The sequence below is a fragment of the Streptomyces sp. NPDC001568 genome, assembly GCF_042893755.1.
Taxonomy (GTDB): Bacteria; Actinomycetota; Actinomycetes; order Streptomycetales; family Streptomycetaceae; genus Streptomyces.
The window spans coordinates 69,918-95,482 of record NZ_JBIAVF010000015.1; the positions used below are offsets into that span (position 1 = coordinate 69,918).

At 72.5% G+C, this 25,565-nt stretch carries 26 protein-coding genes and 1 riboswitch; of the genes, 10 read left to right on the forward strand and 16 right to left on the reverse strand.

Annotated elements, in window-relative coordinates; genetic code table 11:
- Positions 1 to 80 precede the first annotated feature (80 nt).
- The 3 genes from thiE to ACFY0I_RS26540 all read right to left on the reverse strand — a co-directional run bounded on the left by thiE (position 81) and on the right by ACFY0I_RS26540 (position 2,518).
- Positions 81 to 731: a thiamine phosphate synthase gene (thiE, locus tag ACFY0I_RS26530; RefSeq protein WP_388900561.1), complete on the reverse strand. Its 651-nt coding sequence runs from the start codon at positions 729 to 731 to the stop codon at positions 81 to 83.
- A gap of 71 nt (positions 732 to 802) precedes the next feature.
- Complete coding sequence (locus tag ACFY0I_RS26535) at positions 803 to 1,168, reverse strand: Rv2175c family DNA-binding protein (RefSeq protein WP_362879710.1); 366 nt, start codon at positions 1,166 to 1,168, stop codon at positions 803 to 805.
- Between the two features lie 129 nt (positions 1,169 to 1,297).
- On the reverse strand, positions 1,298 to 2,518 hold the full coding sequence (locus ACFY0I_RS26540; RefSeq protein ID WP_388900563.1) for an NAD(P)/FAD-dependent oxidoreductase: 1,221 nt from the start codon (positions 2,516 to 2,518) through the stop codon (positions 1,298 to 1,300).
- A gap of 146 nt (positions 2,519 to 2,664) precedes the next feature.
- Positions 2,665 to 2,777, forward strand: a riboswitch (TPP riboswitch).
- On the opposite strand from ACFY0I_RS26540, the gene thiO reads away from it, so the two are divergent.
- From thiO to ACFY0I_RS26570, 6 genes are all read left to right on the forward strand, one after another.
- Positions 2,775 to 3,944, forward strand: coding sequence for a glycine oxidase ThiO (gene thiO / locus ACFY0I_RS26545; RefSeq protein ID WP_388900565.1), 1,170 nt, complete (start codon positions 2,775 to 2,777; stop codon positions 3,942 to 3,944). Its footprint overlaps the riboswitch before it by 3 nt.
- Positions 3,941 to 4,141 carry a sulfur carrier protein ThiS gene (thiS, locus tag ACFY0I_RS26550; RefSeq protein ID WP_388900567.1) on the forward strand — a complete coding sequence of 67 codons (201 nt, stop codon included), beginning with the start codon at positions 3,941 to 3,943 and terminating at the stop codon, positions 4,139 to 4,141. The genes thiO and thiS overlap by 4 nt, the downstream gene beginning before the upstream one ends.
- A 5-nt stretch (positions 4,142 to 4,146) precedes the next feature.
- The gene (locus ACFY0I_RS26555; RefSeq protein ID WP_388900568.1) at positions 4,147 to 4,947 is read left to right on the forward strand and encodes a thiazole synthase; all 801 of its coding nucleotides are present in this window, start codon (positions 4,147 to 4,149) and stop codon (positions 4,945 to 4,947) included.
- A 148-nt stretch (positions 4,948 to 5,095) separates the two neighbouring features.
- Positions 5,096 to 7,009: a Stk1 family PASTA domain-containing Ser/Thr kinase gene (pknB, locus tag ACFY0I_RS26560; RefSeq protein WP_388900570.1), complete on the forward strand. Its 1,914-nt coding sequence runs from the start codon at positions 5,096 to 5,098 to the stop codon at positions 7,007 to 7,009.
- Between the two features lie 20 nt (positions 7,010 to 7,029).
- Positions 7,030 to 7,938 (forward strand): deoxyribonuclease IV, encoded by a 909-nt coding sequence (locus tag ACFY0I_RS26565; RefSeq protein WP_388900790.1) that lies wholly within the window; start codon positions 7,030 to 7,032, stop codon positions 7,936 to 7,938.
- A gap of 95 nt (positions 7,939 to 8,033) precedes the next feature.
- Positions 8,034 to 8,606 carry a DUF4396 domain-containing protein gene (locus ACFY0I_RS26570; protein ID WP_388900572.1) on the forward strand — a complete coding sequence of 191 codons (573 nt, stop codon included), beginning with the start codon at positions 8,034 to 8,036 and terminating at the stop codon, positions 8,604 to 8,606.
- Between the two features lie 44 nt (positions 8,607 to 8,650).
- Here ACFY0I_RS26570 and ACFY0I_RS26575 read toward each other — a convergent pair whose 3' ends face one another.
- Entirely contained in the window at positions 8,651 to 9,283 is a 633-nt protein-coding gene (locus tag ACFY0I_RS26575; RefSeq protein WP_385572093.1) for a sulfite oxidase-like oxidoreductase, read from the reverse strand.
- Between the two features lie 173 nt (positions 9,284 to 9,456).
- On the opposite strand from ACFY0I_RS26575, the gene bfr reads away from it, so the two are divergent.
- Positions 9,457 to 9,936: a bacterioferritin gene (gene bfr, locus ACFY0I_RS26580; RefSeq protein WP_281204637.1), complete on the forward strand. Its 480-nt coding sequence runs from the start codon at positions 9,457 to 9,459 to the stop codon at positions 9,934 to 9,936.
- Positions 9,937 to 10,056: 120 nt separating this feature from the next.
- On the opposite strand, the gene ACFY0I_RS26585 is transcribed toward bfr, so the two are convergent.
- Positions 10,057 to 10,308 (reverse strand): bacterioferritin-associated ferredoxin, encoded by a 252-nt coding sequence (locus ACFY0I_RS26585; protein WP_388900574.1) that lies wholly within the window; start codon positions 10,306 to 10,308, stop codon positions 10,057 to 10,059.
- A 156-nt stretch (positions 10,309 to 10,464) separates the two neighbouring features.
- Positions 10,465 to 11,820 carry a class II 3-deoxy-7-phosphoheptulonate synthase gene (locus ACFY0I_RS26590; RefSeq protein WP_383988859.1) on the reverse strand — a complete coding sequence of 452 codons (1,356 nt, stop codon included), beginning with the start codon at positions 11,818 to 11,820 and terminating at the stop codon, positions 10,465 to 10,467.
- A 282-nt stretch (positions 11,821 to 12,102) separates the two neighbouring features.
- Here ACFY0I_RS26590 and ACFY0I_RS26595 point away from each other — a divergent pair, with 282 nt between their 5' ends.
- Complete coding sequence (locus ACFY0I_RS26595) at positions 12,103 to 13,983, forward strand: anthranilate synthase family protein (RefSeq protein WP_388900576.1); 1,881 nt, start codon at positions 12,103 to 12,105, stop codon at positions 13,981 to 13,983.
- An 18-nt stretch (positions 13,984 to 14,001) separates the two neighbouring features.
- On the opposite strand, the gene ACFY0I_RS26600 is transcribed toward ACFY0I_RS26595, so the two are convergent.
- The 5 genes from ACFY0I_RS26600 to ACFY0I_RS26620 all read right to left on the reverse strand — a co-directional run bounded on the left by ACFY0I_RS26600 (position 14,002) and on the right by ACFY0I_RS26620 (position 18,985).
- Entirely contained in the window at positions 14,002 to 15,000 is a 999-nt protein-coding gene (locus ACFY0I_RS26600) for a 2-hydroxyacid dehydrogenase (RefSeq protein WP_388900578.1), read from the reverse strand.
- A 111-nt stretch (positions 15,001 to 15,111) separates the two neighbouring features.
- Positions 15,112 to 16,140, reverse strand: a complete 1,029-nt coding sequence (locus ACFY0I_RS26605; RefSeq protein WP_388900791.1) for a 6-phosphofructokinase — start codon at positions 16,138 to 16,140, stop codon at positions 15,112 to 15,114.
- Between the two features lie 177 nt (positions 16,141 to 16,317).
- A complete protein-coding gene (locus ACFY0I_RS26610) occupies positions 16,318 to 16,962 on the reverse strand; it encodes a response regulator (RefSeq protein ID WP_388900792.1) in 645 nt (214 codons plus the stop codon).
- A 32-nt stretch (positions 16,963 to 16,994) separates the two neighbouring features.
- Positions 16,995 to 18,206, reverse strand: a complete 1,212-nt coding sequence (gene macS, locus ACFY0I_RS26615; protein ID WP_388900580.1) for a MacS family sensor histidine kinase — start codon at positions 18,204 to 18,206, stop codon at positions 16,995 to 16,997.
- Between the two features lie 38 nt (positions 18,207 to 18,244).
- On the reverse strand, positions 18,245 to 18,985 hold the full coding sequence (locus tag ACFY0I_RS26620) for a lysophospholipid acyltransferase family protein (RefSeq protein ID WP_388900793.1): 741 nt from the start codon (positions 18,983 to 18,985) through the stop codon (positions 18,245 to 18,247).
- Positions 18,986 to 19,635: 650 nt separating this feature from the next.
- On the opposite strand from ACFY0I_RS26620, the gene ACFY0I_RS26625 reads away from it, so the two are divergent.
- The gene (locus ACFY0I_RS26625; protein WP_388900582.1) at positions 19,636 to 20,415 is read left to right on the forward strand and encodes an alpha/beta hydrolase; all 780 of its coding nucleotides are present in this window, start codon (positions 19,636 to 19,638) and stop codon (positions 20,413 to 20,415) included.
- Positions 20,408 to 21,007 carry a hypothetical protein gene (locus ACFY0I_RS26630; protein WP_388900583.1) on the forward strand — a complete coding sequence of 200 codons (600 nt, stop codon included), beginning with the start codon at positions 20,408 to 20,410 and terminating at the stop codon, positions 21,005 to 21,007. The genes ACFY0I_RS26625 and ACFY0I_RS26630 overlap by 8 nt, the downstream gene beginning before the upstream one ends.
- Positions 21,008 to 21,227: 220 nt before the next feature.
- Here ACFY0I_RS26630 and ACFY0I_RS26635 read toward each other — a convergent pair whose 3' ends face one another.
- The 5 genes from ACFY0I_RS26635 to ACFY0I_RS26655 all read right to left on the reverse strand — a co-directional run bounded on the left by ACFY0I_RS26635 (position 21,228) and on the right by ACFY0I_RS26655 (position 25,524).
- Positions 21,228 to 21,992 carry an endonuclease/exonuclease/phosphatase family protein gene (locus tag ACFY0I_RS26635; RefSeq protein WP_388900585.1) on the reverse strand — a complete coding sequence of 255 codons (765 nt, stop codon included), beginning with the start codon at positions 21,990 to 21,992 and terminating at the stop codon, positions 21,228 to 21,230.
- Positions 21,993 to 22,061: 69 nt separating this feature from the next.
- Positions 22,062 to 23,003 carry an ROK family glucokinase gene (locus ACFY0I_RS26640; RefSeq protein ID WP_388900587.1) on the reverse strand — a complete coding sequence of 314 codons (942 nt, stop codon included), beginning with the start codon at positions 23,001 to 23,003 and terminating at the stop codon, positions 22,062 to 22,064.
- Between the two features lie 61 nt (positions 23,004 to 23,064).
- Complete coding sequence (locus ACFY0I_RS26645) at positions 23,065 to 23,538, reverse strand: DUF5304 family protein (protein ID WP_388900589.1); 474 nt, start codon at positions 23,536 to 23,538, stop codon at positions 23,065 to 23,067.
- Between the two features lie 67 nt (positions 23,539 to 23,605).
- Positions 23,606 to 24,748, reverse strand: a complete 1,143-nt coding sequence (locus ACFY0I_RS26650; RefSeq protein ID WP_388900591.1) for an ArsA-related P-loop ATPase — start codon at positions 24,746 to 24,748, stop codon at positions 23,606 to 23,608.
- 335 nt (positions 24,749 to 25,083) lie between these two features.
- A complete protein-coding gene (locus ACFY0I_RS26655; RefSeq protein ID WP_388900593.1) occupies positions 25,084 to 25,524 on the reverse strand; it encodes an SRPBCC family protein in 441 nt (146 codons plus the stop codon).
- Positions 25,525 to 25,565: the final 41 nt, after the last annotated feature.

Consider the following 25,565-nt stretch of genomic DNA (forward strand, 5'->3'; position numbering starts at 1 on the left):
CCGACGGGGTCCGGTCCCGGGCCGCGACTTCGGCTCGAAAGGCCTCGACGACCCCGGCCCGACACACCGGCCCGGCGACCTCAGCCCGCGGCGACCTCGGCGCGGGCACGGACGCGCCGGGCGAGGTCCGCGGCGGCGGCGCCCGGGTCGGACGCCTCGGTGAGGGCCCGTACGACGACGACGCGGGTGGCTCCGGCGTCCAGGACCTCGTCCAGGTTGCCGGCGTCGATGCCGCCGATGGCGAACCAGGGCCGGTCCTGGCGCAGGGCGGCGGCGTGGCGGACGAGGTCGAGGCCGGGGGCGTGACGGCCCGGCTTGGTGGGGGTGGGCCAGCAGGGGCCGGTGCAGAAGTAGTCGACGCCGGGCTCGGCGGCCGCCGCGTCGACCTCGGACTCGGAGTGGCAGGACCGGCCGATGAGGACGCCGCCGCCGAGGATGGCGCGGGCGGCCGGGACGGGGATGTCGCCCTGGCCGAGGTGCAGGACGTCGGAGCCGATGGCGTGCGCGACGTCGGCGCGGTCGTTGACCGCGAGGAGCTTGCCGTGGCGGCGGGCCGCCTCGGCGAAGACCCGGAGGTGTTCCAGTTCCTCGCCGGCCTCCATGCCCTTGTCCCGCAGCTGGACGATGTCCACGCCGCCGGCCAGGACGGCGTCCAGGAACTCGGGGAGGTCACCCTGCCGCTTGCGGGCGTCCGTGCACAGGTAGAGCCGGGCGTCGGACAGCTGCTGCATGGGTGTTCCCCCCGTGGTGGTGGCGGTGTGCGGGTCGGCGGGACCGGCCCGCACACCTGTGGATCAGCGCGTCAGAGGGCGAGCGCCTGCGCGCGGCGCTTCACCTCCGTGCCGCGATTCTCGCTCAGCGCCTGCACGGGGCTGCCGGGCAGGGTCGGATCCTCGGTGAAGAGCCATTCCAGGATCTCCTCCTCGGAGAAGCGGTCGTCGCGCAGCACGGTCAGCAGGCCCACGAGGCCCTTCACGACCTTGTCGCCGTCGATGAACTGGGCCGGAACCTGCAGGGTGCGGTTCTCGCCCCGGCGTACGGCGATGAGCTGGCCTTCCTTGACCATCTGGCGGACCCGGGTCACCTCGATGTCGAGCATCTCCGCGATGTCGGGGAGGTGCAGCCAGGAGGGGACAAGGGCATCGATCTTTGCGTCAATCTCGGTCACGGACACAAGCCTGCCATCTCGGACGGGCCGCCGGTACCTGGCCCGTCCGTCCGGGGTCCGGGCCGCCTGCCGCCCGGGCGGCGCGCTGCGGACTTCCCCGCTCCGCCCGCCCGTGTCCCGCCCGGGCCGTCAGGCGGTGGCGGACTTCAGCGGAGTGCCGGGGTCCGCCACCCGGGCCGGGTCGACGGGGACGGCCGACTCGATGAGCTTGCGGCCCTGTGCGAGGTCCCGAGGCCGGCCGACGGCCAGGACGGCGACCAGGGCCCCGTCCCGCAGCCAGCACACCGACCAGCCGGCGTCGCCCGGGTCGCCGCGCCACACCAGGGTGTCGGCGCCGGCGTGGTGGCCCGCGTACTGGACGAAGCGGCCGAACTGCTCCGACCAGAAGTACGGCACCGGGTCGTAGGCCCGTACGGGCTCCCCCGCCAGGATGTTCGCCGCGACGGCGCGCGGGCCCTGGAGGGCGTTGTCCCAGTGGTGGACCAGCAGCCGCGTCCCGTAGCGGGCCGACGGGAAGGAGGAGCAGTCGCCGACGGCGTACACCCCGGGGAGGGTGGTGCGCAGGTGGGCGTCCGCGGTGACGGAGCCGTCGGGGCCGCGGTCGACGCCGGTGCCGGCCAGCCAGTCGGTCGCGGGGCGCGCGCCGATGCCGACGACGACGGCGCCCGCCTCCAGTTCCCGGCCGTCCGCCAGTCGGACCCGGCCCTCCTCGATGCCGGCCACCTTCGCGCCGGTGATCAGTTCGGCGCCCGCCTCGGCGTACCAGTGGGCCATCGGTGCGGTGACCTCGGCCGGCAGGGCGCCCGCCAGGACCCGGTCCGCCGCCTCGACGACGGTCACGGCGCAGCCCGCCGCCCGGGCGGCGGTGGCGAACTCGGCGCCGATCCAGCCGGCTCCGACGACAACGGTGGCGGGGGCGGCGGCCAGGACGGGTCGCAGCCGGGCGGCGTCGTCGAGGGTGCGCAGCAGGTGTACGCCGGGGACGCCCTCGGTGCCGGGCAGGGTCAGCGGTCGCGCGCCGGTGGCCAGGACGAGGACCCCGTACGGGACGGGTCCGGCCCCGGTGTCCAGTTCGCGCGCGGCGTGCCGCAGGCCGGTGACCTCGGTGCCGAGCCGCAGCTCGATGTCGAGGCCTTCGAAGTCGACGTCGAAGGCGGAGTCCTCGGCCTTGCCGAGCAGCACCGCCTTGGACAGCGGGGGCCGGTCGTAGGGCTGGTGGGGTTCGGCTCCCAGCAGGGTCACGGGGCCGGCGAAGCCCTGTTCGCGCAGGGCCACCGCGGTCTGCACCCCGGCCATTCCGGCGCCGACGATCACGACACCGGGGTTCGTCTGTTGCGTCTGCTCGCTCACCCGCCCCAGCCTAGTTCCCTGACGATCCGTCAGGAATAGCGGGGGCGGGAGCCCGGGCGGGACACGGGGGATGCGGCGGGGAGGCGGCGGGTGGGCAGCGGGGAGGCAGCCTTACCCGCCATCGGCCACGGGGTTAGTCTGGCCACCGTACCTATCGCGGGAGTCCGGGCGCACCGGGCTGAGAGGGAGGCTGGCCGGCCTCCGACCGTACGAACCTGATCCGGGTCATGCCGGCGAAGGGAGGGGCTGGACGCCCATGCACTCATCTCGGAAGGGATCCGACGTCCTCGTCATCGGGGGCGGGATCATCGGCCTGGTCACCGCCTGGCGGGCGGCCCGGCGCGGCCTGCGCGTCGTACTGGCCGATCCGGACCCGGGCGGCGGCGCGGCCCGGGTCGCGGCGGGCATGCTGGCCGCCGTCACGGAACTGCACTACGGCGAGGAGACCCTGCTCGGGCTCAACGTGGCCTCCGCCGCCCGCTACCCGGACTTCGCCGCCGAGCTGTCCGATGCCGCCGGCGGCATGGACATCGGCTACCGGGCCTGCGGCACCCTGGCCGTCGCCCTCGACGCCGACGACCGCCTCCACCTGCGCGAACTGCACGCGCTCCAGCGCCGCTGCGGGCTGGAGTCCGAGTGGCTCACCGGCCGCGAGTGCCGCCGCCTGGAGCCGATGCTGGCGCCCGGGGTGCGCGGCGGGCTGCGCGTCGACGGGGACCACCAGGTCGATCCGCGCCGCCTCGCGGCCGCCCTGCTGGCCGCCTGCGAGCGGTCCGGGGTGGCGTCGTACCGCAGCCGCGCGGACCGGCTCCTCACCACCGGGGACCGGGCCGCGGGCGCCGTCCTCGACGACGGTACGGAGCTGCTCGCCGACCAGGTGGTGTTGGCCGCGGGCTCGCTCAGCGGCCGGCTGGCCGGCGTGCCGCCGGAGGTGGCCGTCCCCGTACGGCCGGTGAAGGGGCAGGTGCTGCGGCTGTCGGTGCCGGCCGCGTACGGCCCGTTCCTCTCCCGGACCGTACGGGCGGTCGTGCGCGGCAGCCACGTCTACCTGGTGCCGCGCGAGAACGGCGAGCTCGTCGTCGGCGCCACCAGCGAGGAACTCGGCTGGGACACCACGGTCACCGCGGGCGGCGTCTACGAGCTGCTGCGCGACGCCCACGAGTTGGTGCCCGGCATCACCGAACTCCCGCTGGTGGAAACCCTGGCGGGGCTGCGTCCCGGTTCTCCGGACAACGCCCCGCTGCTCGGTCCGACCGAGCTGCCGGGCCTGCACCTGGCCACCGGCCACTACCGCAACGGGGTCCTGCTGACCCCCGTCACCGGGGACGTGATGGCGGAGCTGCTGGCGACCGGAGTCGTACCGGAGATCGCCCGCCCGTTCACCCCCCGCCGCTTCTCCCCCACGCGTCAGGAGTCCTACGCATGACCATCTCCGTCAACGGCGAGCCGCGCGAGGTCGCGGCCGGCACCACCCTCGACGCGGTGGTCGCCACTTTGTCCCGGGCGCCCAAGGGGGTCGCCGCCGCCCTCAACGAGACCGTGGTCCCGCGCGGACAGTGGCAGCACACGCGGCTGGGCGACGGCGACCGGGTCGAGGTCCTCACCGCGGTCCAGGGAGGCTGACGGCGATGGCGGACGACCTCTTCACGCTCGGCGGCCGTACCTTCACCTCCCGCCTGATCATGGGCACGGGCGGCGCCCCGAGCCTTGACGTGCTGGAACGCGCGCTGACCGCGTCCGGGACGGAACTGACGACGGTGGCGATGCGCCGCCTCGACCCGACGGTGCAGGGCTCGGTGCTGTCGGTGCTGACGAAGCTCGGCATCGCCGTGCTGCCGAACACGGCGGGCTGCTTCACCGCCGGCGAGGCCGTGCTCACGGCCCGCCTCGCACGGGAGGCCCTGGGCACGGACTGGATCAAACTGGAGGTCGTCGCGGACGAGCGCACCCTCCTGCCCGACGGCGTCGAACTGCTCGACGCCGCCGAGGTCCTGGTGGACGAGGGCTTCACCGTCCTCCCGTACACCAACGACGATCCGGTGCTGGCCCGGAAGCTGGAGGACGTGGGCTGCGCGGCGATCATGCCGCTCGGCTCCCCCATCGGTTCGGGCATGGGGATCCGCAACCCGCACAACTTCGAGCTGATCGTCGAGCGGGCCGGCGTCCCGGTCATCCTGGACGCGGGGGCCGGCACCGCCTCGGACGCCGCGCTGGCCATGGAGCTGGGCTGCGCGGGCGTGATGCTGGCCTCCGCCGTGACCCGGGCCCAGGAACCGGTGCTGATGGCCGCGGCCATGCGGGACGCCGTATCGGCGGGACGCCTCGCGCACCGCGCGGGACGCATCCCGCAGCGGCGCTTCGCCGAGGCCTCCTCCCCCGTCGAGGGCCGCGCCTCCCTCGACCCGGAACGCCCCGCCTTCACCTCCTGACCCTGCGGTACGGGCCCTGCCGGGCGGGGCCGGCAGGGCCCTTCGGGCACCCCGGAAGGGCTGGCGCGGAGGGGGACATGCGTCACAGCTGCGCTGCAACCGCCCCCACCCGGGCCGGTGGCGCGGCGGGCGCTCGTAGAATCGCCGGGTGGATACGACCCTGGATGACCCCCTCGTCGGGCGCGTGCTCGACGGCCGCTACCGCATCGATGCCCGCATCGCGGCCGGCGGCATGGCCACGGTCTACCGGGCCGTGGACACCCGACTCGACCGCGTCCTCGCGCTGAAGGTGATGCACCCGGCGCTCGCGGCGGACGGCGCGTTCGTCGACCGCTTCATCCGCGAGGCGAAGTCCGTGGCCCGCCTCGCCCACTCCAACGTGGTCGCCGTCTTCGACCAGGGCACCGACGGCCCGTACACCTACCTCGCGATGGAGTACGTCTCCGGCTGCACCCTGCGCGACGTGCTCCGCGAGCGCGGCGCGCTCCAGCCGCGGGCCGCCCTCGACATCCTCGAACCGGTCCTCGCCGCCCTCGGCGCCGCCCACCGGGCCGGCTTCGTGCACCGGGACATGAAGCCCGAGAACGTCCTGATCGGGGACGACGGCCGCGTGAAGGTCGCCGACTTCGGGCTGGTCCGCTCCGTGGGCTCCGTCACGAACACCACCGGCTCGGTCCTCGGCACCGTCTCCTACCTGGCGCCCGAGCAGATCGAGAACGGGATCACCGACACCCGCGTGGACGTGTACGCCTGCGGCGTCGTGCTCTACGAGATGCTCACCGGCAGCAAGCCGCACAACGGCGGGAGTCCCGCCCAGGTGCTCTACCAGCACCTCAACGAGGACGTGCCGCCCCCGTCGGCCCTCGTCCCGGGCCTCCCGGCCGGTCTCGACGCGCTCGTCGCGCAGGCCACCTCCCGCAACCCCGAGCTGCGCCCCTCCGACGCCGCCGCCCTCCTCGGGCTGGCCCGCGGCGTCCGGGGCGGCCTCGGCGAAGGCGAACTGGACGCCGTACCGCCGCAGGCGCTGGCCCAGGCACGCACGGCCGCGGAGGACCGTACGGGGGTGATCCCCCGCTCGGTGGACGTGCAGCAGCCGGTGCTCCACACCTCGCGGCTGGAGTCGGCGCCGCTCGCGTCGTCGGCGCCGCCGCCGACCCGCCGGCTTCCGCGCGGCCCCCGGCGCGGTCCGCTGCTGATCGTCGCGGGGGTGCTGCTCGCCCTGGGTCTCGGCACGGGCGTCTGGTACATCAACTCCGGCCAGTTCACGAAGGTCCCGAACCTGCTCGGCAAGTCGGAGGAGCGGGCGAAGTCGCAGCTGTCGGCGGCCGGGCTCGGGGTGAAGCGGGTCGACCGCAAGTTCAGCGACGCCTTCGACCGCGGGACGGTGATGAACACCGACCCCGAGGGCGGCAAGCGGATCCGCGGGAACGGCGCGGTGGTGCTCACCATCTCGCGCGGCCCCGAGGTCGTCAGCGTGCCCGACCTCAAGGGTCGGCCGCTGGAGGAGGCCAAGGCCGAGCTGACGAAGACGGGCCTGGCGCCCGGAATCGTCACGCAGGCCTTCAGCCAGGACGTCGCCCGGGGCTCGGTGATCAGCACGGACCCGGCGGGCGGCCAGCGGCGGGCACCCGACACCGCCGTCGCGCTGGTCGTCAGCAAGGGGCGACCCGTCCAGGTGCCGAACGTCACCGGCCGGACACTCGACCAGGCGCGCGAAGCGCTGCAGGGCCTCGGCCTCATCGTGAAGACGGCCGACGAACAGGTCAACTCGCCCTCGGCGCCGGGCACGGTGGCCAACCAGTCGGCGCTCGCCGGCGCCCAGGCGGCCGCCGGAGACACCGTCACCCTCACCCTCTCCAAGGGCCCCCGCCAGGTCCAGGTACCGGACGTGACCGGCCAGGACCTGGACGCGGCCCGCAGGACGCTGGAAGGCCTGGGCTTCCAGGTCAAGGTGGACCGGCCGTTCCTCTCCTTCAGCAACACGGTGGAGTCCCAGTCGGTGCTCGGCGGCCTGAACGCCCCCGAGGGCAGCACGATCACGGTGCGGACGAGGGGCCTGTGAACCCGTCCGTCACGCCCGCGATGACCACCTCGACGCCGGCCTCCCCCGCAGCCCCCCGCGACGCGGCGGCGACGCGCAATCCGGTGGGCGGGCACGTGCCCGTCGCCGGCGGGCTCGCCTCGGTCGGCCTGCCGTACGCCGCCGAGATGGGCGCCGAGGCCGTCCAGGTCTTCGTCGCCAACCCCCGCGGCTGGGCCACGCCGACGGGGAACCCGGCGCAGGACGAACTCTTCCGCGCGCGGTGCGCCGAGCTCTCCGTACCGGCTTACGTGCACGCGCCGTACCTGATCAACTTCGGCTCGCACACCGAGGCGACGGTGGAGAAGTCCGTGGAGTCGCTGCGGCACTCGCTGCGCCGGGCCCGGGTGATCGGCGCCCTCGGGGTGGTCGTCCACACCGGCTCGGCGACCGGCGGCCGCCCGCGCGATGCGGCGTACGCGCAGGTCAGGGAGCACATGCTGCCGCTGTTGGACGAGTTGACCCACGACGACGACCCGTTCCTGTTGCTGGAGTCCACGGCCGGACAGGGTTCCTCGCTGTGCTCGCGGACCTGGGACTTCGGGCCGTACTTCGAGGCGCTCGACCACCACCCGAAGCTCGGGATCTGCCTGGACACCTGCCACATCTTCGCGGCCGGTCACGACCTGGCGGAGCCCGGCGGCACCAAGCAGACGCTGGACCTGCTGGTGGACACCGTCGGACCCGGCCGGCTGAAACTGATCCACGCCAACGACTCCAAGGAGGGCGTCGGCGCCCACAAGGACCGGCACGCCAACATCGGCCGGGGCCACATCGGCCAGGAGGCCTTCGGCGAGTTGTTCTCGCACCCCGAGACCGATGGCGTGCCGCTGATCATCGAGACGCCCGGCGGCAAGGAAGGGCACGCGGCGGACGTGGCCCTGCTGAAGGAGCTGCGCACCGCGCACTGATCCACAGGCTCCTTGAGGAATACCCTGGGGGGGTATACGGTTCGGTCACGGTGACGGAACCGCATACGGCGTTTTCCCATGCGAGGGGCTTGGTCATGGAACACGCGCACGCGCACCACGAGCACGGCGACGAGCACGACGGCATCCACGACCCGGGGCACGCGCCCGGCCACGGACCCGGATCCACACACGGACACGGACACGACCACGGGCATCCGCCCGCCGGCGGCAAGGTCAGCTGGGCCGCGGCGGCCCGGGCCACCCTGCACTGCCTCACCGGATGCGCCATCGGCGAGGTGCTCGGCATGGTCATCGGTACCGCGCTGGGCTGGGGCAACGTCCCGACGATGATCCTCGCGATCGCCCTCGCGTTCGTCTTCGGTTACGCGCTGACCCTGCGCGGGATCCTCGCGGCCGGGGTGGACTTCCGCTCGGCCGTCCGGGTGGCGCTGGCCGCGGACACGCTGTCGATCGCGGTCATGGAGTTGATCGACAACGGGGTGATCGCGCTGTGGCCGGGCGCGATGGACGCGCACCTGGCGGACCCGCTGTTCTGGATCGTCCTGGCGATCGCGCTGGCCGCCGCCTTCGTGATCACCGTGCCGGTGAACAGGTGGATGATCGGCCGCGGCAAGGGTCACGCGGTCGTCCACCGCTACCACCACTGAACCGGGGCCACTTCACGGGCCGGGCCACATCCGAGAGGGACGGGCTAGAGCTCGGGCCCGTCGCCCGGCTCCTCCTGGTACGAGTAGCGCTGCTCGCGCCAGGGGTCGCCGATGTTGTGGTAGCCGCGCTCCTCCCAGAAGCCGCGGCGATCGGCGGTCATGTACTCGATGCCGCGGACCCACTTGGGGCCCTTCCACGCGTACAGGTGCGGGACGACCAGGCGCAGCGGGAAACCGTGTTCGGCCGTCAGCAGTTCGCCGCCCATGTGGGTGGCGAAGACGGTCCGTTCGGCGGCGAAGTCGGCGAGTCTCATGTTCGAGCTGAAGCCGTACTCGGCCCACACCATCACGTGCGTGACCTGCGGGGCCGGGGGCGCCAGTTGGAGGAGGGTGCGCGCGAGCACGCCGCCCCATTCGGCGCCCAGCATGCTGAACTTGGTGACGCAGTGCAGGTCCGCGACGACCGAGTCGAACGGCAGCGCCGCGAACTCCTCGTGGTTCCAGCAGCGCTTCTCGCCGTCGGCGGTCGCGCCGAAGACGCGGAACTCCCAGCGGTCCGGCTTGAACTTCGGTACGGGACCGTAGTGGGTGACGGGCCAGCCCCGCTGCAACCGCTGCCCCGGAGGGAGCTCAAGCTGCTCTGCTCCCGGAGATTCCCGGTTTTCCGGCTGACCCATGACTCCATGGTGACAGACTGGGCAGGGTGGTCATGACCAGGTCTGGGCCTATTCGGGCAAGTCCCGGTAACTCCCACTAAGGAGGCACTTACTGGACGGCCTCCGGTGGCGGTGCAAGGATGCGCGCACCTGCCCAGTCACTTAGATGACATTGCTTGGAAGGAGCTTCTGCGATGCAGGGCGACCCCGAGGTCCTTGAGTTTCTCAACGAGCAGCTGACCGGCGAACTGACCGCCATCAACCAGTACTGGCTGCACTACCGCATCCAGGACAACAAGGGTTGGACGAAGCTCGCCAACTACACCCGTGCCGAGTCCATCGACGAGATGAAGCACGCGGACAAGATCACCGAGCGCATCCTGATGCTCGACGGTCTGCCGAACTACCAGCGTCTCTTCCACGTGCGCGTCGGTCAGACCCTCACGGAGATGTTCCAGGCGGACCGGCAGGTCGAGGTCGAGGCCATCGACCGCCTCAAGCGCGGCATCGAGGTCATGCGCGGCAAGGGTGACGTCACCTCGGCGCGGCTCTTCGAGGAGATCCTGGAGGACGAGGAGCACCACATCGACTACCTCGACACCCAGCTGGAACTGATCGAGAGCATCGGCGAGCCGCTCTACATCGCGCAGCTGATCGAGCAGCCGGAGAGCTAGACCCGAAGGCAGTGCGCAAGGCCTTCGGACCGGAAGGCGTCGGTGGACCCGAAGGCGTGGGTGGACCGGAAGGCGTGGGTGGACCGGAAGGCTTCGAGCCGACCCGGCGCGGACCGGCGACTAGGCCGCTTCGGCCAGCGCGGGCTCGTCGGCCGAGAGGACGGCTGCCGTCCTGCCCTGGTCCAGCAGCTCCCGGCGCGGGCACGCCCCGCGGCCCAGGAGGCCCTGGATGGTGCGCACGCACGAGCCGCAGTCGGTGCCGGCCTTCGTCTCCGAGGCGATCTGGCGGGGGGTACAGGCCCCGGCCGCCGCGTGGTCCTTGACCTGCTTGTCGGTGACCCCGAAGCAAGAGCAGACGTACACGCGGTTCACCTCCTGGCGAGGAACGGTTCGGCGGCCATCCCCGATTCGGTGAGGCTTACCTAACCGTACCCAAAGTTAGGCAACCCTAAAAGCCCTCGATACGACGATGGGGCGCGGATCACATCGATCCGCGCCCCATCGTCGTACGAAGGTACTGATTGATCCCTACTGGTCGCGGTACATCTCGGCGACCAGGAACGCCAGGTCCAGGGACTGGCTGCGGTTGAGCCGCGGGTCGCAGGCCGTCTCGTAGCGCTGGTGCAGGTCGTCGACGAAGATCTCGTCGCCGCCGCCCACGCACTCGGTGACGTCGTCACCGGTGAGCTCGACGTGGATGCCGCCCGGGTGGGTGCCCAGCGCCTTGTGGACCTCGAAGAAGCCCTTGACCTCGTCGAGCACGTCGTCGAAACGGCGCGTCTTGTGGCCGGAGGCCGCCTCGAAGGTGTTGCCGTGCATCGGGTCGGTGACCCAGGCGACGGTCGCGCCGGAGGCGGTGACCTTCTCGACCAGCTCGGGGAGCTTGTCGCGGACCTTGTCGGCGCCCATGCGGACGACGAAGGTCAGCCGGCCCGGCTCGCGCTCGGGGTCGAGGCGGTCGATGTACGTCAGGGCCTCGTCGACGGTCGTCGTGGGGCCGAGCTTGATGCCGATCGGGTTCGCGATCTGCGAGCAGAACTCGATGTGCGCGTGGTCCAGCTGGCGCGTGCGCTCACCGATCCAGACCATGTGGCCGGAGGTGTCGTACAGCTTGCCGGTACGCGAGTCCGTGCGGGTCAGCGCGCCCTCGTAGTCGAGGAGCAGCGCCTCGTGGGAGGCGTAGAACTCGACGGCCTTGAACTCCGCCGGGTCGGTGCCGCAGGCCTTCATGAAGTTGAGCGCGTTGTCGATCTCCCGCGCGAGCTGCTCGTAGCGCTGCCCGGACGGGGAGGACTTCACGAAGTCCTGGTTCCAGGCGTGCACCTGACGCAGGTCGGCGTAACCACCGGTGGTGAAGGCGCGGACCAGGTTGAGCGTGGAGGCGGAGGCGTTGTACATCCGCTTCAGCCGCTCGGGGTCCGGGATGCGGTCCGCCTCGGTGAAGGCGAAGCCGTTGACGGAATCGCCGCGGTAGGTCGGCAGGGTGACGCCGTCGCGGGTCTCGGTGTCCTTGGAGCGCGGCTTGGAGTACTGGCCGGCGATGCGGCCGACCTTGACGACCGGCACGGAGGCCGCGTACGTCAGGACGGCACTCATCTGGAGCAGCGTCTTCAGCTTGGCTCGGATGTGTTCGGCGGACACCCCGTCGAAGGCCTCTGCGCAGTCGCCGCCCTGAAGCAGGAACGCCTCGCCCTTGGCGACGGCTCCCAGACGGGCACGCAGCTGGTCGCACTCACCCGCGAAAACGAGGGGAGGATACGACTCGAGGTCCGCGACGACAGCGCGCAGTGCCTCGGCATCGGGGTACGAAGGCTGCTGCGCCGCGGGAAGGTCTCGCCAGGTCGCCTTGGCGGCGGGGGCTTGGGTTTCAGCGTTCACGGTCACCTCGTACACATTACGGCGTCGTACGGGCCGTCCAGCCCGTTGCCCAATACGTGAGACAGCCGTCTCCCCCGATGTACGCGGTGTGGGTTAGGGTCGACGCCATGTACGCGCACTCGAACCAGAACTGGTGGTGGCCCGCTTCCGGCGGCCCACACCTCGCGCGTACCCACTGACACGTACGAGTGACGCGAAGGCCGCCCCGAGGGGCGGCCTTCCGCATGTGGTGCCACCGACACCGCGCAGGAGCCCGGGCCGTCCCTCCCTCCGGAAGGACGACCCACCATGACCGCGGGATTCAGCCGCCTGCTCCACGACTCCGCCCCGCCGTTCGCGCTGCTGCGCCGGCGGACCCCGGGCCGTGACCACGACACCGTCGAAGTCCTCGTCGGTCCGGTCCACGAGGCCGAGCGCCTCGCCGACCTGCCCGTCGGCCCGCTGCCCACCCTGGCCCTCGTACCGTTCCGGCAGATCCGCGAGCGCGGCTTCGACGTGCGCGACGACGGCACCCCGCTGAGCGTGCTGGCCGCCGAGGAGGCCTGGGAGGTGCCGCTCGCCGAGGCGCTGGCCGCGCTGCCCGCGCACGAGGTGCGGGTCGAGGGCGGCGGCTTCGACGTCGGCGACGAGGAGTACGCGGCCACCGTCGAACGGGTCATCCGCGACGAGATCGGCCGCGGCGAGGGCGCGAACTTCGTGATCCGGCGCACCTACGGCGGCCGGATCGACGGCTTCGGCCGGGCGGACGCGCTGGCCCTGTTCCGGCGGCTGCTGGAGGGCGAGCGGGGCGCGTACTGGACGTACGTCGTCCACACCGGGGACCGCACCCTGGTCGGGGCCAGTCCGGAGGTCCACGTACGGATGTCGGGCGGCACCGTCGTGATGAACCCGATCAGCGGGACGTACCGGTATCCCGCGGGCGGCCCGACGGCCGATTCGTTGCTCGCCTTCCTCGGCGACCGCAAGGAGACCGAGGAGCTGTCGATGGTCGTCGACGAGGAGCTGAAGATGATGTGCACGGTCGGCGACATGGGCGGGGTCGTCGTCGGGCCCCGGTTGAAGGAGATGTCCCACCTCGCGCACACCGAGTACGAGCTCCGCGGCCGTTCCTCGCTGGACGCCCGGGAGGTGCTGCGGGAAACCATGTTCGCGGCGACGGTGACGGGCTCGCCCGTCCAGAACGCCTGCCGGGTCATCGAGCGGTACGAGAGCGGCGGCCGCGGCTACTACGCGGGGGCGCTGGCGCTCCTCGGCACGGACGCCGCCGGGGCCCAGACCCTGGACTCCCCCATCCTGATCCGCACCGCCGACATCGCCCCGGACGGCGCGCTGCGGGTGGCGGTCGGCGCCACCCTCGTCCGGCACTCCGACCCGGCCGGCGAGGTCGCCGAGACCCACGCGAAGGCGGCCGGGGTGCTGGCCGCGCTCGGTGTGCGGGAGGCCGCGCCCCGGCCCGCCTTCGCCGGCGCCCGGCTGGCCGACGACCCGCGGGTGCGGGAGGCGCTCGCGTCCCGGCGCCGGGACCTGGCCCCGTTCTGGCTGCGGATGCAGGACCGCCCGGCGGAGATCACCGGGCACGCCCTGGTGGTGGACGCCGAGGACACCTTCACCGCGATGCTGGCGCACCTGCTGCGGGTGACCGGCCTGGAGGTGACCGTACGCCGCTACGACGATCCGGGGCTGCGGGCGGCGGCGACCGCCTGGGCGGGCCCGGTCGTGCTGGGCCCGGGGCCCGGCAACCCGGCGGACGCGCACGACCCGAAGATGCGGATGCTGCGCGCCCTGACCGGGGAGCTGCTGGCCGCGCACCGGGGCGGGATCCTGGGCGTCTGCCTGGGTCACGAGTTGCTGGCGGCCGAGCTGGGTCTGCCGCTCGTCCGCAAGGCGGAGCCCGCGCAGGGCGCGCAGACCCGCATCGACCTGTTCGGGGCCGAGGAGGTGGTCGGCTTCTACAACACGTACACCGCGCACTGCGCCGACGACCTGGCCGCGCGGCTGGCCGTCGAGGGGGTGGAGGTGTCCCGCGATCCGGTGACGGGCGAGGTCCACGCCCTGCGGTCGGCGGCCGCGGGCGTGGCCGGCGTCCAGTTCCACCCCGAGTCGGTCCTGACGCTGCGCGGCGTGGAGCTGGTGCGCGACCTCCTGAGCGGGGTGCGGGCGCCGGTGTGAGGCCTTGCGCCGCCCGGGTCAGGCGGGGCCGGGCACCAGGGTGTTCTCGGAGCGGCGGCCGGCGAGGTAGTCGGCCACGTTCTGGACGGTGGTCTCGATGATCTGGCCCACCGCGTCGCTCGTGTAGTACGCCTGGTGGGAGGTGACCACCACGTGCGGGAAGGTGACCAGCCGGGCCAGGGTGTCGTCCTCCACGGTCTCCAGGGACTTGTCGAGGAAGAACACCCCGGCCTCCGCCTCGTACACGTCCAGGCCGACTCCGCTGAAGCGGCCCGCCCGCAACTCCGTGACCAGGGCTTCCGTGTCGATCAGTCCGCCGCGGCTGGAGTTCACCAGGATCGCGTCGTCGCGCATCGCCTTCAGGGCGGCCGCGTCGATGACGTGGTGGGTGGACTCCAGCAGGGGCACGTGCAGGCTGATCAGGTCCGAGGAGGCGAACAGTTCCTCCTTGTCCACGTACTTCATGCCCAGGGCCGCGCAGGCCGGGTTCTCGGCGACGTCCCAGCCGAGCAGGTTCATCCCGAAGCCGTGCGCGATCCGGGTGAAGGCCTCGCCGATCTTGCCCGTGCCGAGGACGCCGACGGTGCGGCCGCGCATGTCGCGGCCCATCAGCCCGTTCAACCGGAAGTCGAAGTCGCGGGTGCGGATCGAGGCGCGGACGATCCGCCGGTTCACGGCCATCGCGAGGGTCCAGGCGAATTCGGCCACCGAGTAGGGCGAGTAGTACGAGACCCGGCCGACGGTCATGCCGAGCCGGCCGGCCACGTCCAGGTCGATGTTGTTGAAGCCGGTGGACCGCTGGGCGATCATCCTGGTCCCGCCGTCGGCGAGGATGTTCAGGACGCGGGCGTTCAAGTCGGCGTTGACACTGGAGGAGACGATCTCGTACCCGGCGGCGATGGGCGCGGTGTCCTCGGTCAGGAAGACTTCGAGGCAGCGGGCCTCGTGCTCCCCCGAGAAGGCGCGCTCCAGGAGCGGCTTCTCGTCGGCGGTCACTCCGAAGGCCAGGATCTCCACGCGCGCTCCCGTACGGTATGTCGGACCATGGGTCGTCCGTCACGATACGACCCACGGTCCGGCCGCGCCCGGCGACCCAGCCGCTCACGACCCTCGGGAATCCCGGGCCGCTCAGCCGAAGAAGACGCCGACCTCCTCGTAGAGCGCGGGGTCCACCGTCTTCAACTTCGAGGTGGCCTCGATGATCGGCACCCGGACGATGTCGGTCCCCTTGAGCGCGACCATCTTGCCGAAGTCCCCGTCCCGCACGGCGTCGACGGCGTGCAGGCCGAAGCGGGTGGCCAGCCAGCGGTCGAAGGCGCTCGGGGTGCCGCCGCGCTGGATGTGCCCGAGGACCGTCGTACGGGCCTCCTTGCCGGTGCGCGCCTCGATCTCCTTGGCCAGCCACTCGCCGACGCCGGAGAGGCGGACGTGCCCGAAGGAGTCGGTGGTGGCGTCCTTGAGGACCAGTTCGCCGTCGGTCGGCATCGCGCCCTCGGCGACGACCACGATCGGGGCGTAGCTCGCCTTGAACCGGGAGGTGACCCAGGCGCAGACCTTGTCGATGTCGAAGCGCTGCTCGGGGATGAGGATGACGTTGGCGCCGCCCGCGAGGCCCGAGTGCAGGGCGATCCAGCCGGCGTGCCGGCCCATCACCTCGACGACCAGGACCCGCATGTGGGATTCGGCCGTGGTGTGCAGCCGGTCGATGGCCTCGGTGGCGATGCCCACGGCCGTGTCGAAGCCGAAGGTGTAGTCGGTGGCCGACAGGTCGTTGTCGATGGTCTTGGGGACGCCGACGCACGGGATGCCGTACTCCTCGTACAGCTTGGCGGCCACGCCCAGGGTGTCCTCGCCGCCGATCGCGATGAGGGCGTCGACCTCGAACTTGGCGAGGTTCTCCTTGATGGAGCGCACGCCGTTCTCCGTCTTGAACGGGTTGGTGCGCGAGGACCCGAGGATCGTGCCGCCTCGGGGGAGGATGCCCCGGACGGCGGGGATGTCGAGCGGGACGGTGTTGCCCTCGACGGCCCCGCGCCAGCCGTCCTTGAACCCGACGAACCCGTAGTCGTACTCCTGCACGCCCTTGCGGACGACGGCCCTGATCACCGCGTTGAGTCCGGGGCAGTCGCCGCCGCCCGTGAGCACTCCGACCTTCATGGAATCTCCCTTCGCCATGACGGTCACGCTAGTGGTGACCCAGGTCACAGCAAGGGGCCGGGCGCGGGCAATTCAGGTGGAATCAAGGGGCGTTGCGTACACCGGTTCACTCGTATGAGGACGTAAGTACGACCTTCGACACCCGGTTCGCGGGATGCGTCGGGTCGGCGGGCCCGTTCAGGCGTCGTCGAGCCCGCGCTCTATGGCGTACCGGACGAGCTCCACCCGGTTGTGCAGCTGGAGCTTGCCGAGGGTGTTCTGGACGTGGTTCTGCACCGTGCGGTGCGAGATGACCAGGCGTTCGGCGATCTGCTTGTACGAGAGGCCCTTGGCCACCAGTCGCAGGACCTCGGTCTCCCGGTCGGTCAGCTGCGGCGCCTTGGGCTCGTCGGCGGCGACCGGGGCGGGGTCGGTCGCCAACCTGCGGTACTCGCCGAGCACGAGGCCGGCCAGTCCGGGGGTGAACACCGGGTCGCCGGCGGCCGTGCGGCGGACCGCGTCGATCAGCTCCTGCGCGCCGGCCGACTTCATCAGGTAGCCGGTCGCACCGGACTTCACCGCCTCCAGCACGTCCGCGTGCTCCCCGCTGGCCGACAGGACCAGGACGCGCAGGGCGGGATCGGCGCCGACGAGCTCCTTGCAGACCTGCACCCCGGGCATGCCCGGCAGGTTGAGGTCGAGGACCAGGACCTGCGGGACGACGGCGCGGGCGCGGCGCACGGCCTCGGGACCGTCGCCGGCCGTGGCCACGACGTCGAACCCGGCGGCGGCCAGGTCGCGGGCGACCGCGTCCCGCCACATCGGATGGTCGTCGACGACCATCACCTTGATGTCGTGGAGTTCGTTCGGCGCGTTCACTGGGTCCTCCCCCTCGGTACTTTCAGTTCCACTTCGGTGCCCTGTCCGGGGACGGACACCAGCTCGGCGCTGCCGCCGAGGTCGCGCAACCGGCCCCGGATGGACAGGGCCACGCCCATCCTGCCCTCGCCCGCCGCCTGGTCGAGCCGGCCCGACGGGATGCCCGGGCCGTCGTCCCGGACGGTGACGATCACCTCGTCGCCCCAGTCCTCCACCAGGATCCAGGCCCGGGCGCCCTCCCCGGCGTGCTTGCGCACGTTGTCGAGGGCGGCGCCGACGGCCGCGGCCAGTTCCCGGGCGGCGGGCACCCCCAGCATCACCGGCGTCCCCGGCTCGGCGAAGCTCACCCTCGATCCGGCGTGCGGGGCGAGGAGCGAGCGCAGGTCCAGTTCCCCGGACCCGGCCTCGCGCTCGTCCACCTCGTAGGTGTCGACGAGCGCGCCGAGGGACTCGTCGCGGGAGACCCGGGAGGGGTGCACCAGCCCGCTGGAGACCAGCGTGCGCAGGGCGACCTCCTGCTCCCCCGCCATCCGTCCCAGCTCGGCGGCCTCGCCGCCCAGCTCGGTGCCGCGCCGCTGGACCATGGCGAGGACCTGGAGGACGCCGTCGTGGATGTCGCGGGCCAGGCGCTCGCGCTCGCGGGTGGCCGCCTCGATCTCCAGGGCGCGGGCGAGCGTCGCCTCACTGGCCCGGGCGACCTCGACGACGTAGCCGATCGCGATGGACGCGACCCAGACCAGCAGGACGTTGTGGAGGGTGTCGCGGGTGGGCTGCCCCGCGTGGATGACGAGGTTGGCGGCGGCCACGAAGGACGAGGCGAAAGCGGCCCAGCGCCAGCCGCCCTTGATGGCGAAGGCGAGGACCGATCCCGCGGTCCAGATGCTCGGCAGGGTCGAGCCGCCGTCCGCTATCCGTTGGTGGGAATCGGCGAGCGGGGTGAGCAGGATGCCGGTCAGCGCGACGGCGAGGTCCGCGCCGAGGAAACCCCGGGTGCAGCTGGCCGCGTTCGCCACCCTGGGGTGGGTGGCCAGGGTCCAGACCGCGAGGAGGCAGAGGTAGCCGATCGCGACCCCGGGCCGGTCGAACTCCTTGTGGGCGAAGGCGAACAGCAGGACCGCGTAGACCATGGTGAGCAGCCGGTAGGCCGTCAGGGCCCGCCACAGCGGCTGCTCGACCGACATGCGTACGACGCGCTCGCGCTTCGCCATCTCCCCCACCCTCCGCGGGCGGTACGTCCGCCGCCCGCCTACTCCGCGACCCGGTCCTGCTGTTCGCCCTTGCCGGCCTTGTCCGACTTCTCGGCCTTCTCGGCCTTCTCGGCGTCCGCGATCTGCCGCTTGGCGGCCGTCGCGTAGATGTCGACGTACTCCTGGCCGGAAAGCTTCATGATCTCGTACATGACCTCGTCGGTCACCGAGCGGAGGATGAAGCGGTCCCCGTCCATGCCGTGGTAGCGGCTGAAGTCCAGCGGCTTGCCGATCCGGATGCCCGGACGCATCAGCTTCGGGACCACCTTGCCGGGCGGCTGGATCTTCTCCGTGTCGATCATCGCGACGGGGATCACCGGGGCGCCGGTGGCGAGCGCCACCCGGGCCAGACCGCCGGGCTTGCCGCGGTAGAGCCGGCCGTCGGGTGAACGCGTCCCCTCGGGGTAAATACCGAACAGCTCCCCGCGTTCGATGACGTCGATGCCGCTCTTGATCGCGGCCTCGCCCGCACCGCGCGCGCCGGAGCGGTCCACCGGAAGCTGACCGACGCCCTTGAAGAACGCGGCCGTCAGCTTGCCCTTGACCCCGGGGGAGGTGAAGTACTCCGCCTTCGCAATGAAGGTCACCTTCCGGTCGAGCACGGCCGGGAGGAAGAAGGAGTCCGAGAAGGACAGGTGGTTGCTCGCGAGGATCGCCGGCCCCTCCGCGGGAATGTTCTCGAGGCCCTCCACCCAGGGCCTGAAGGCGAGCTTCAGGGACCCGCCGATGGAGAACTTCATTGCGCCGTAGATCAACTCGAAAGCCTTCCTGTGTCTGTCGAACAGACCTTAACCGTTCCAATTAAGTGAGCAGGAGTGAGTTTTATACCCATATCTGGTCACTGCGGACATACCGAACGGTTTTGGATGTCCGACTGGTTGCCCGCGTTCCGGTGTTCCCCGCTCGGCCGCGTGCGTCGTACACGTTCCGTGACGGGTGGGCGGGTTCCCTCGCGCCCTCGTGCACCCGGTCCGGCCCGGACGGTCCGATGCCCCGAGGGCGCGTCGCGCCGCGAAAGGATCGGCGATCACACGCAGCTGCTTTCCCCGATCTCGCCGCACGGTCCCGCCCCTCCCCGATCGACACCACGAATCTACCGGCACCCAGTGGCATTGATACGCGTAAGCGGCTTCCGGCGGTCGTGGCCCAGCCACTGGCTGACGCAACACGCTCCCACGTCTCGCGGGGCACCCGACGACCAAGATCAAAAAACTGACCGGAGCGACTCGTGGGCACTCGTTCACGCTCAGCCGTCAGCAGTCCCCCACCCCGGTCTCCGTCCGGAGCTGCCCTACGACCCTGGTCGGTACCACCCCGGTCGCGTACGGTGAAGTCACACAGTGCAACGCTCCCCGTACCCCCGCGCATCCTGATCGACAAGGAGACTCTGGTGCCCGTCCTCCCTGGAGCAGAGCCGTTCCGCCACGAGGGCGGAGAGGTCGGCGTGCTTCTCTGCCACGGCTTCACCGGTTCGCCGCAGTCGCTCCGCCCCTGGGCCGAGTATCTGGCCGAGCGCGGCCTGACCGTGTCGCTGCCGCTGCTGCCCGGGCACGGGACGCGCTGGCAGGACATGCAGCTCACGGGGTGGCAGGACTGGTACGCGGAGGTGGACCGCGCCCTGCGGGAGCTGCTGGACTCCTGCACGCAGGTGTTCGTGTTCGGGCTGTCGATGGGTGGCGCGCTGACCCTGCGGTTGGCGGCCAAGCACGGGGACGCGATCAGCGGCATCGTGCTCGTCAACCCGGCCAACAAGGTCCACGACCCGCTCGCCGTCGCCCTCCCGGTGGCCAAGCACTTCATCCGGTCGACTCCGGGCATCGCGAGCGACATCGCCAAGCCGGGTTCCGTCGAGGTCGGCTACGACCGGGTCCCGACCCGGGCCGCGCACTCGCTGCGCACGTTCTTCCGGCTGGTCGACGCCGAGCTGCCGCAGGTCACGCAACCGGTGCTGCTGCTGCACAGCCCGCAGGACCACGTCGTACCGGCGGTCGACTCGGCGCGCATCCTGGCCCGGGTGTCCTCCACGGACGTCACCGAGACCCTGCTGGAACAGAGCTACCACGTCGCGACGTTGGACCATGACGCGGAGCGGATCTTCGCGGACAGCTATGCGTTCGTCGGTCGGCTCGCGAAGAGCGTCGGCAAGGAGGGGGCGGCCAGCGGTGGCTGAGCACGAGGAGTCGTCCGGGGGCGTTCCCCCGCTGGACGAGGAGGCGGCGTGGGCGGCGATCGTCGCCGGGTACGGACAGGAGCCCCCGGACCCGCCCGGGGCCCGGCCGTTCCGGCCGATCGAGAACCTGATGCTGCCCGAGGAGGACGTGAAGCCGGCCCCGCCGGCGCCCGCGCCCGTGTCGGACGCGGATCAGGGCAAGGGCAAGGGGCCCGACCCGGACCCCCTGCCGCCGCTGGGCAGTTCGGTGGTCTTCGCCCCGGGCGTGGGCGTGACCGGACCGGGTACCGGTCCCCGGGACCATTCACCGGCCGAACCGAAGGACGATGACCCGGGCTCGGAGGAGGGGCACTTCGTCCCGCCGGAGCCGGAGCTCCCGCCCGCGGACACGACGGCGAAATTCGCGTGGCTGGCGGTGATCGGCGGCCCGGTGCTGCTGCTCCTGGCGGTGCTGCTCCAGTGGAACATGACCTGGTGGCTGACCACCCTGGGCATCGGCGGCTTCCTGGGCGGCTTCGCCACCCTGGTGGCCCGCATGGCCCACGGCGACGACGACGAGGACGACGACCCGGGCCGCGGCGCGGTGGTCTGACCCCTTCCCCCCGCCGCGCCGGACCCCGTCCGGCGCGGCGGCCAGGCTGCCGCCGCCAACAACGCCGGACGACGCGACCCCCCTATCCCGCCCCGCCGGCGTTTGAGGCGCGGGGGTACGGGGGCGGAGCCCCCGGAAGGGGGGCCGGGACGCAGTCCCGGGAAACGGAGAAGGGGCGGGTCGGGGAGCGGCCCCGCGCAGCGGCCCACCCCCGCCCGGGCTACGGCACCGCCGCAAGCCGCAGCACGGCCAACACCGGCAGGTGATCGGTGGCCGCCCCCAGATCGGCCGACGTCACCCCCGGCAACCCGACCGGAACCCCACAGGCCAGCACCTCCACCCCCCGCGAAGCGAAGACCGCGTCGATCCGCCGATCCGCACCCGGCCCCGCCGGAAACGTGTGCTCGCCACCCCAGGGCGCCACCGCCCAGCAGTCCTGCAACGCCCCGGCCAACCTCCCGAACGCATCCCCCGCAGGGGTCTCGTTCACATCACCCCCGGCGATCACGTACGGGACGTCCATCGACGCGACGCGGTCCAGCAGCATCCCCGCCTGCCGCGTCCGCTCCTCCCGCGCCAGCGACAGGTGCGCGCTGATCACCCCGAGCCGGACCGCCCCGAACCGGACCACCGCCGTGGCGAAGCCGCGCCGGTGCCGGCCGGGGCTGAGCGGCAGCAGGACGTCCTCGGTGCGCTCCACGAGGGCCCGCAGCGAACACAGCAGCAGCGGCCCGGACGCCGTCGCTCCCCCACCGAGCACCACGAGGTCGCACTTCGCGGCCAGTCGGGCGGCGTGCTTGCGCCAGCGGAAGAACCGCGGGGCTTCCTGCGCGAGCACCAGGTCCGGTGCGCAGGCCCGGATCACCCGGGCGAGCGCGTCCTCGTCGTCGTGCAGCGAGCGGATGTTGTAGCTGAGCACCCGGATGACGACGGAACCATCGGGCTCCGTCACGGACTTGGGCGGCAGGGGCGGCGTCGGGTCCATGCCCGCAACATACGCAGCCGCCCGCCGCTCCCCCAAGGGGCGCGACGGGCGGTCGTGACGAAGGGCTGGTCAGCCCTGGCGGGCCAGGTCGGCCGCGCCGACGAGTCCGGCCTTGCCGCCGAGCTGCGCGGCCAGCACCTGCGCGTGCGGCCGCCACGCGCCGCCGATCAGCCAGCGCTTGAAGGACTTGCGGATCGGGTCCAGGACGAGGTCGCCCTCGTCGGAGACGCCGCCGCCGACGATGAACGCCGACGGGTCGAAGAGCGAGGCCAGGTCGGCCAGTCCGGCGCCGGCCCAACGGGCCAGCTCGCGGAAGGAGTCGATGGCCACCAGGTCGCCCTGGCGGGCCGCCTGACTGATGTGCTTGCCCTCGATGCCTTCGGGGGTGCCGTCGCCGAGGGCGAGCAGGATCGCCGCGTTCTCGGGGGTGGCGTTGGCGCGCTGCCTGGCGTAGCGGACGAGGGCTCGGCCGGAGGCGTACTGCTCCCAGCATCCCTGGCTGCCGCAGCCGCACAGCAAGCCGTCGGGAACGACGCGGATGTGGCCGAACTCGGCCGCGACGCCGAAGCGTCCGCGCCGCAGCTTGTTGCCGATGATGATGCCGCCGCCCAGGCCCGTGCCGAGCGTGATGCAGATGACGTCCTCGTGGCCCTGGCCGGCGCCGAAGCGGTACTCGCCCCAGGCGGCGCAGTTCGCGTCGTTCTCGACGACCACCGGCAGGCCGATGCGCTGCTCGACCTTGTCCTTGAGCGGCTCGTGCCGCCAGTGGATGTTCGGGGCGAAGAGCACGGTCGCGCGCTTGTCGTCCACGTATCCGGCGGCGCCGATGCCGACGGCTTCGATGGTGTGGTTGCTGCTGACTTCCGCGACGGCGGCGCAGATGGCCTCCGTCACCCCGTCCGCGGTCGGTGGGGTGGGCACCTTGTACGTCTCAAGGATGGTGCCCTCTTCGTCGACCACGCCGGCCGCGATCTTGGTGCCGCCGATGTCGACGCCGATGGTGAGTCCCATTAGTCCCTCGGTTTCCGGTCAAGCCCCGCCACGGCCCACCGTACCCGAGGCGGCCGGAGGATCAGTCGAGATCGATCCGCTCGGCCGGGCCCGCTCCGGGGTCCTCGTCGGGTCCGTGACCGGGGTCGCCGTCCTTGCGGGTGGTCGGTGCGGTGGGCGGCTCGTCGCGCGTCCACCGGCGCTCGTGGCCCTCGACGGCCGAGCGGTAGGCCGCGAGGAGTTCCGCGCCGGCGGCCGCGAGGTGGCCGAATACCTCGGGATTGCGCTCGACGACGGGCTTGGCCGCGGTCTTGGCCTGGTTGACGAACTGGCGTACGGCGTCCTGGGCGACGGCGCCGACGATCGGGTTGTTCAGGGAGGAGACCTTGTCGGCCACGGCCTCGAAGAGTTTGAACAGTTCCTCGGCGGCGGTTCCGTTGCCCGCGGCGGCGCCGTCCCGGCCGGCGCGGCGGCGCTCCCGCTCGGCGGCGAGGTCCTCCTCGCAGGCCTTCGCCCAGGCGTCGTCGTCGGTGGGGCGGTCGGCGGTCTCGCTCATCGCGGACTCTCCTTGCGGGGCGTACGGTGCAGCCACTTTCGACCTTACCCGAACGGCGGTACGGCGCTCAGTGCGTCCGTGGCCACAGCTGGGGGTCCGGGGTGAAGCGGACGCGGAGCACGCCGTCGGTGAGGGCGGCGCCGGAAACGGTGCAGCGGCGCAGTACGGCGGGCAGGGGAACGATCCTGCGGTGGGGGCCCACCGCGAGGAGCAGCTCGTCACCGCGCCGGATCAGGTCGAGCTCGCTCTTGCGGGCCCGGGGCAGCGGAACCACCCAGACCAGCACCCCGTCCTCGGCCCGCCGGTCCTCCACGGCCCAGCGGGGGCGTCCGGGGGCGTCCGGGGGGACGAGCGGGCCGGCGGCGGCGAGGGCGGCCAGCTCACCCGGGCCGCGCGGCTCCCGGCCCGTGTGGGGCAGGGCCAGGACGCGGAGGTCCCGGCCCCACTCCTCGCGGAACTCGTCCTGCCGGGCCGCGATGCCCGCGACCCAGGGATCGGCGGACTCCCGGGGCGCGAGGCGGTTGGCCACCAGGTCGGTGACGGGCAGCTGGTGCAGGGCGAGGCCGAGGAGCCCGGCGCGCAGGGTGGCGGTCGCGGCGTCCCCGGGCTCGGCGACGACCCGTACGGCCGTGTCGGCGGCCTCGACGACGGCCTGGACGGCGGCGAGCTCCTCGTCCCAGCGGGCGGCGGCCTCGTAGAGCCACTGGGCGGGCATCGGGACGCCCGCCAGCTGGGCCAGTACGGGGCGCAGGGCGCGGGCCGCCTGTCGTTCGGCGGGCAGCAGCCGGGCCAGGTAGCGGCGCAGCTGGGCGGGGAGCGCGAGGGTGGCCACGGTCTGGTGCAGCGGGGGCATGTCCACGACGACGAGGTCCGTCGCGGGTGCGGTGGCGGCCCGGCGCAGGGCGCGGAGCAGGGCGAACTGTTCGGCGCCGGGCAGTTCGGTGAGTTCCTCGGCGCCGAGCGGGCGTCCGCCGAGCATGCCGATGAGGGAGGCTCCGCGTTCCTGGAGGGCGGCGAGCTCGGCGCGGAACTCCTCGCCGGAGTCGATGCCGGCGAACCTCAGCCCGGGAACGGTCCCGGGGTCGGCCGCCGGGTCCCCGGAGAGCAGCAGCACCCGCTGTCCCGCGCGGGCCGCGGCGAGCGCGGTCGCGGCGGCGACGGTGGTCCGCCCCGCCCCTCCGGGGCCGGTGATCAGCAGGGTGCGGGGCATGGTTCTCCTCGTACGGATCGGGCGCGGCCCGGGGGCGAACTCGGCCCGAGGGTGGCCCCGGCCGAGGACGGGCGCCCGACCGGCCGGCCCGGCGGACGGGGTCCGGCCGCGGTGGCGCGCGCCGGGACCGGCGGCGCGAAGCGGGATCGGTGCCCCGCGGCCCCGTGCCCGCGGCGCGTCAGGACGGGCGACAGGAGGCCGCCGGCCGCGCCGGGAGCCGCACCGGCACCGGGCCGCGGCCAAACACCGGGGCCACCACCGGAGCCACCACCGGCATCAGGGGCAGGGACGGCGCCCGCCCCCCTGGCGGGGTCGGGCCGATCCCCGTGCCGGGATCAGGCGGATTCGACGCGCTTCTTCAGGCCCGCCAGCGCGCGGTCGATGATGACCTTCTCCGCCTTGCGCTTGATCATGCCCAGCATCGGGATCTTGACGTCCACGGTCAGCTGGTAGGTGACCTCCGTGCGGCGGCCGCCGTCCAGCGGCGACAGCCGGTACGAGCCGTCGAGCTGGCGCAGCATCTGGGACTTGTCCAGGGTCCAGCTGACCTCGTCCGAGCCCTTCCAGGCGTACGCGAGGGTGTGGTCGTCCTTGATCGCGCCCGCGTCGAGCAACAGGCGCACCTTCTCGGCCCGGCCCGCGGCGTCGGTGGCGAGCACCTCCGCCTCCTTCACCTCGCCGGTCCATTCGGGGTAGCGGGCGAAGTCGGCGATCACGGCCATGACGTCGGCCGGCGAGGCCTCGATCGTGATGCTCGAGCTGGTGTGTTCCGCCATCGCGGTCGCTCCTCCGGGGAGTGTTCGACAAGTGTGCGGGA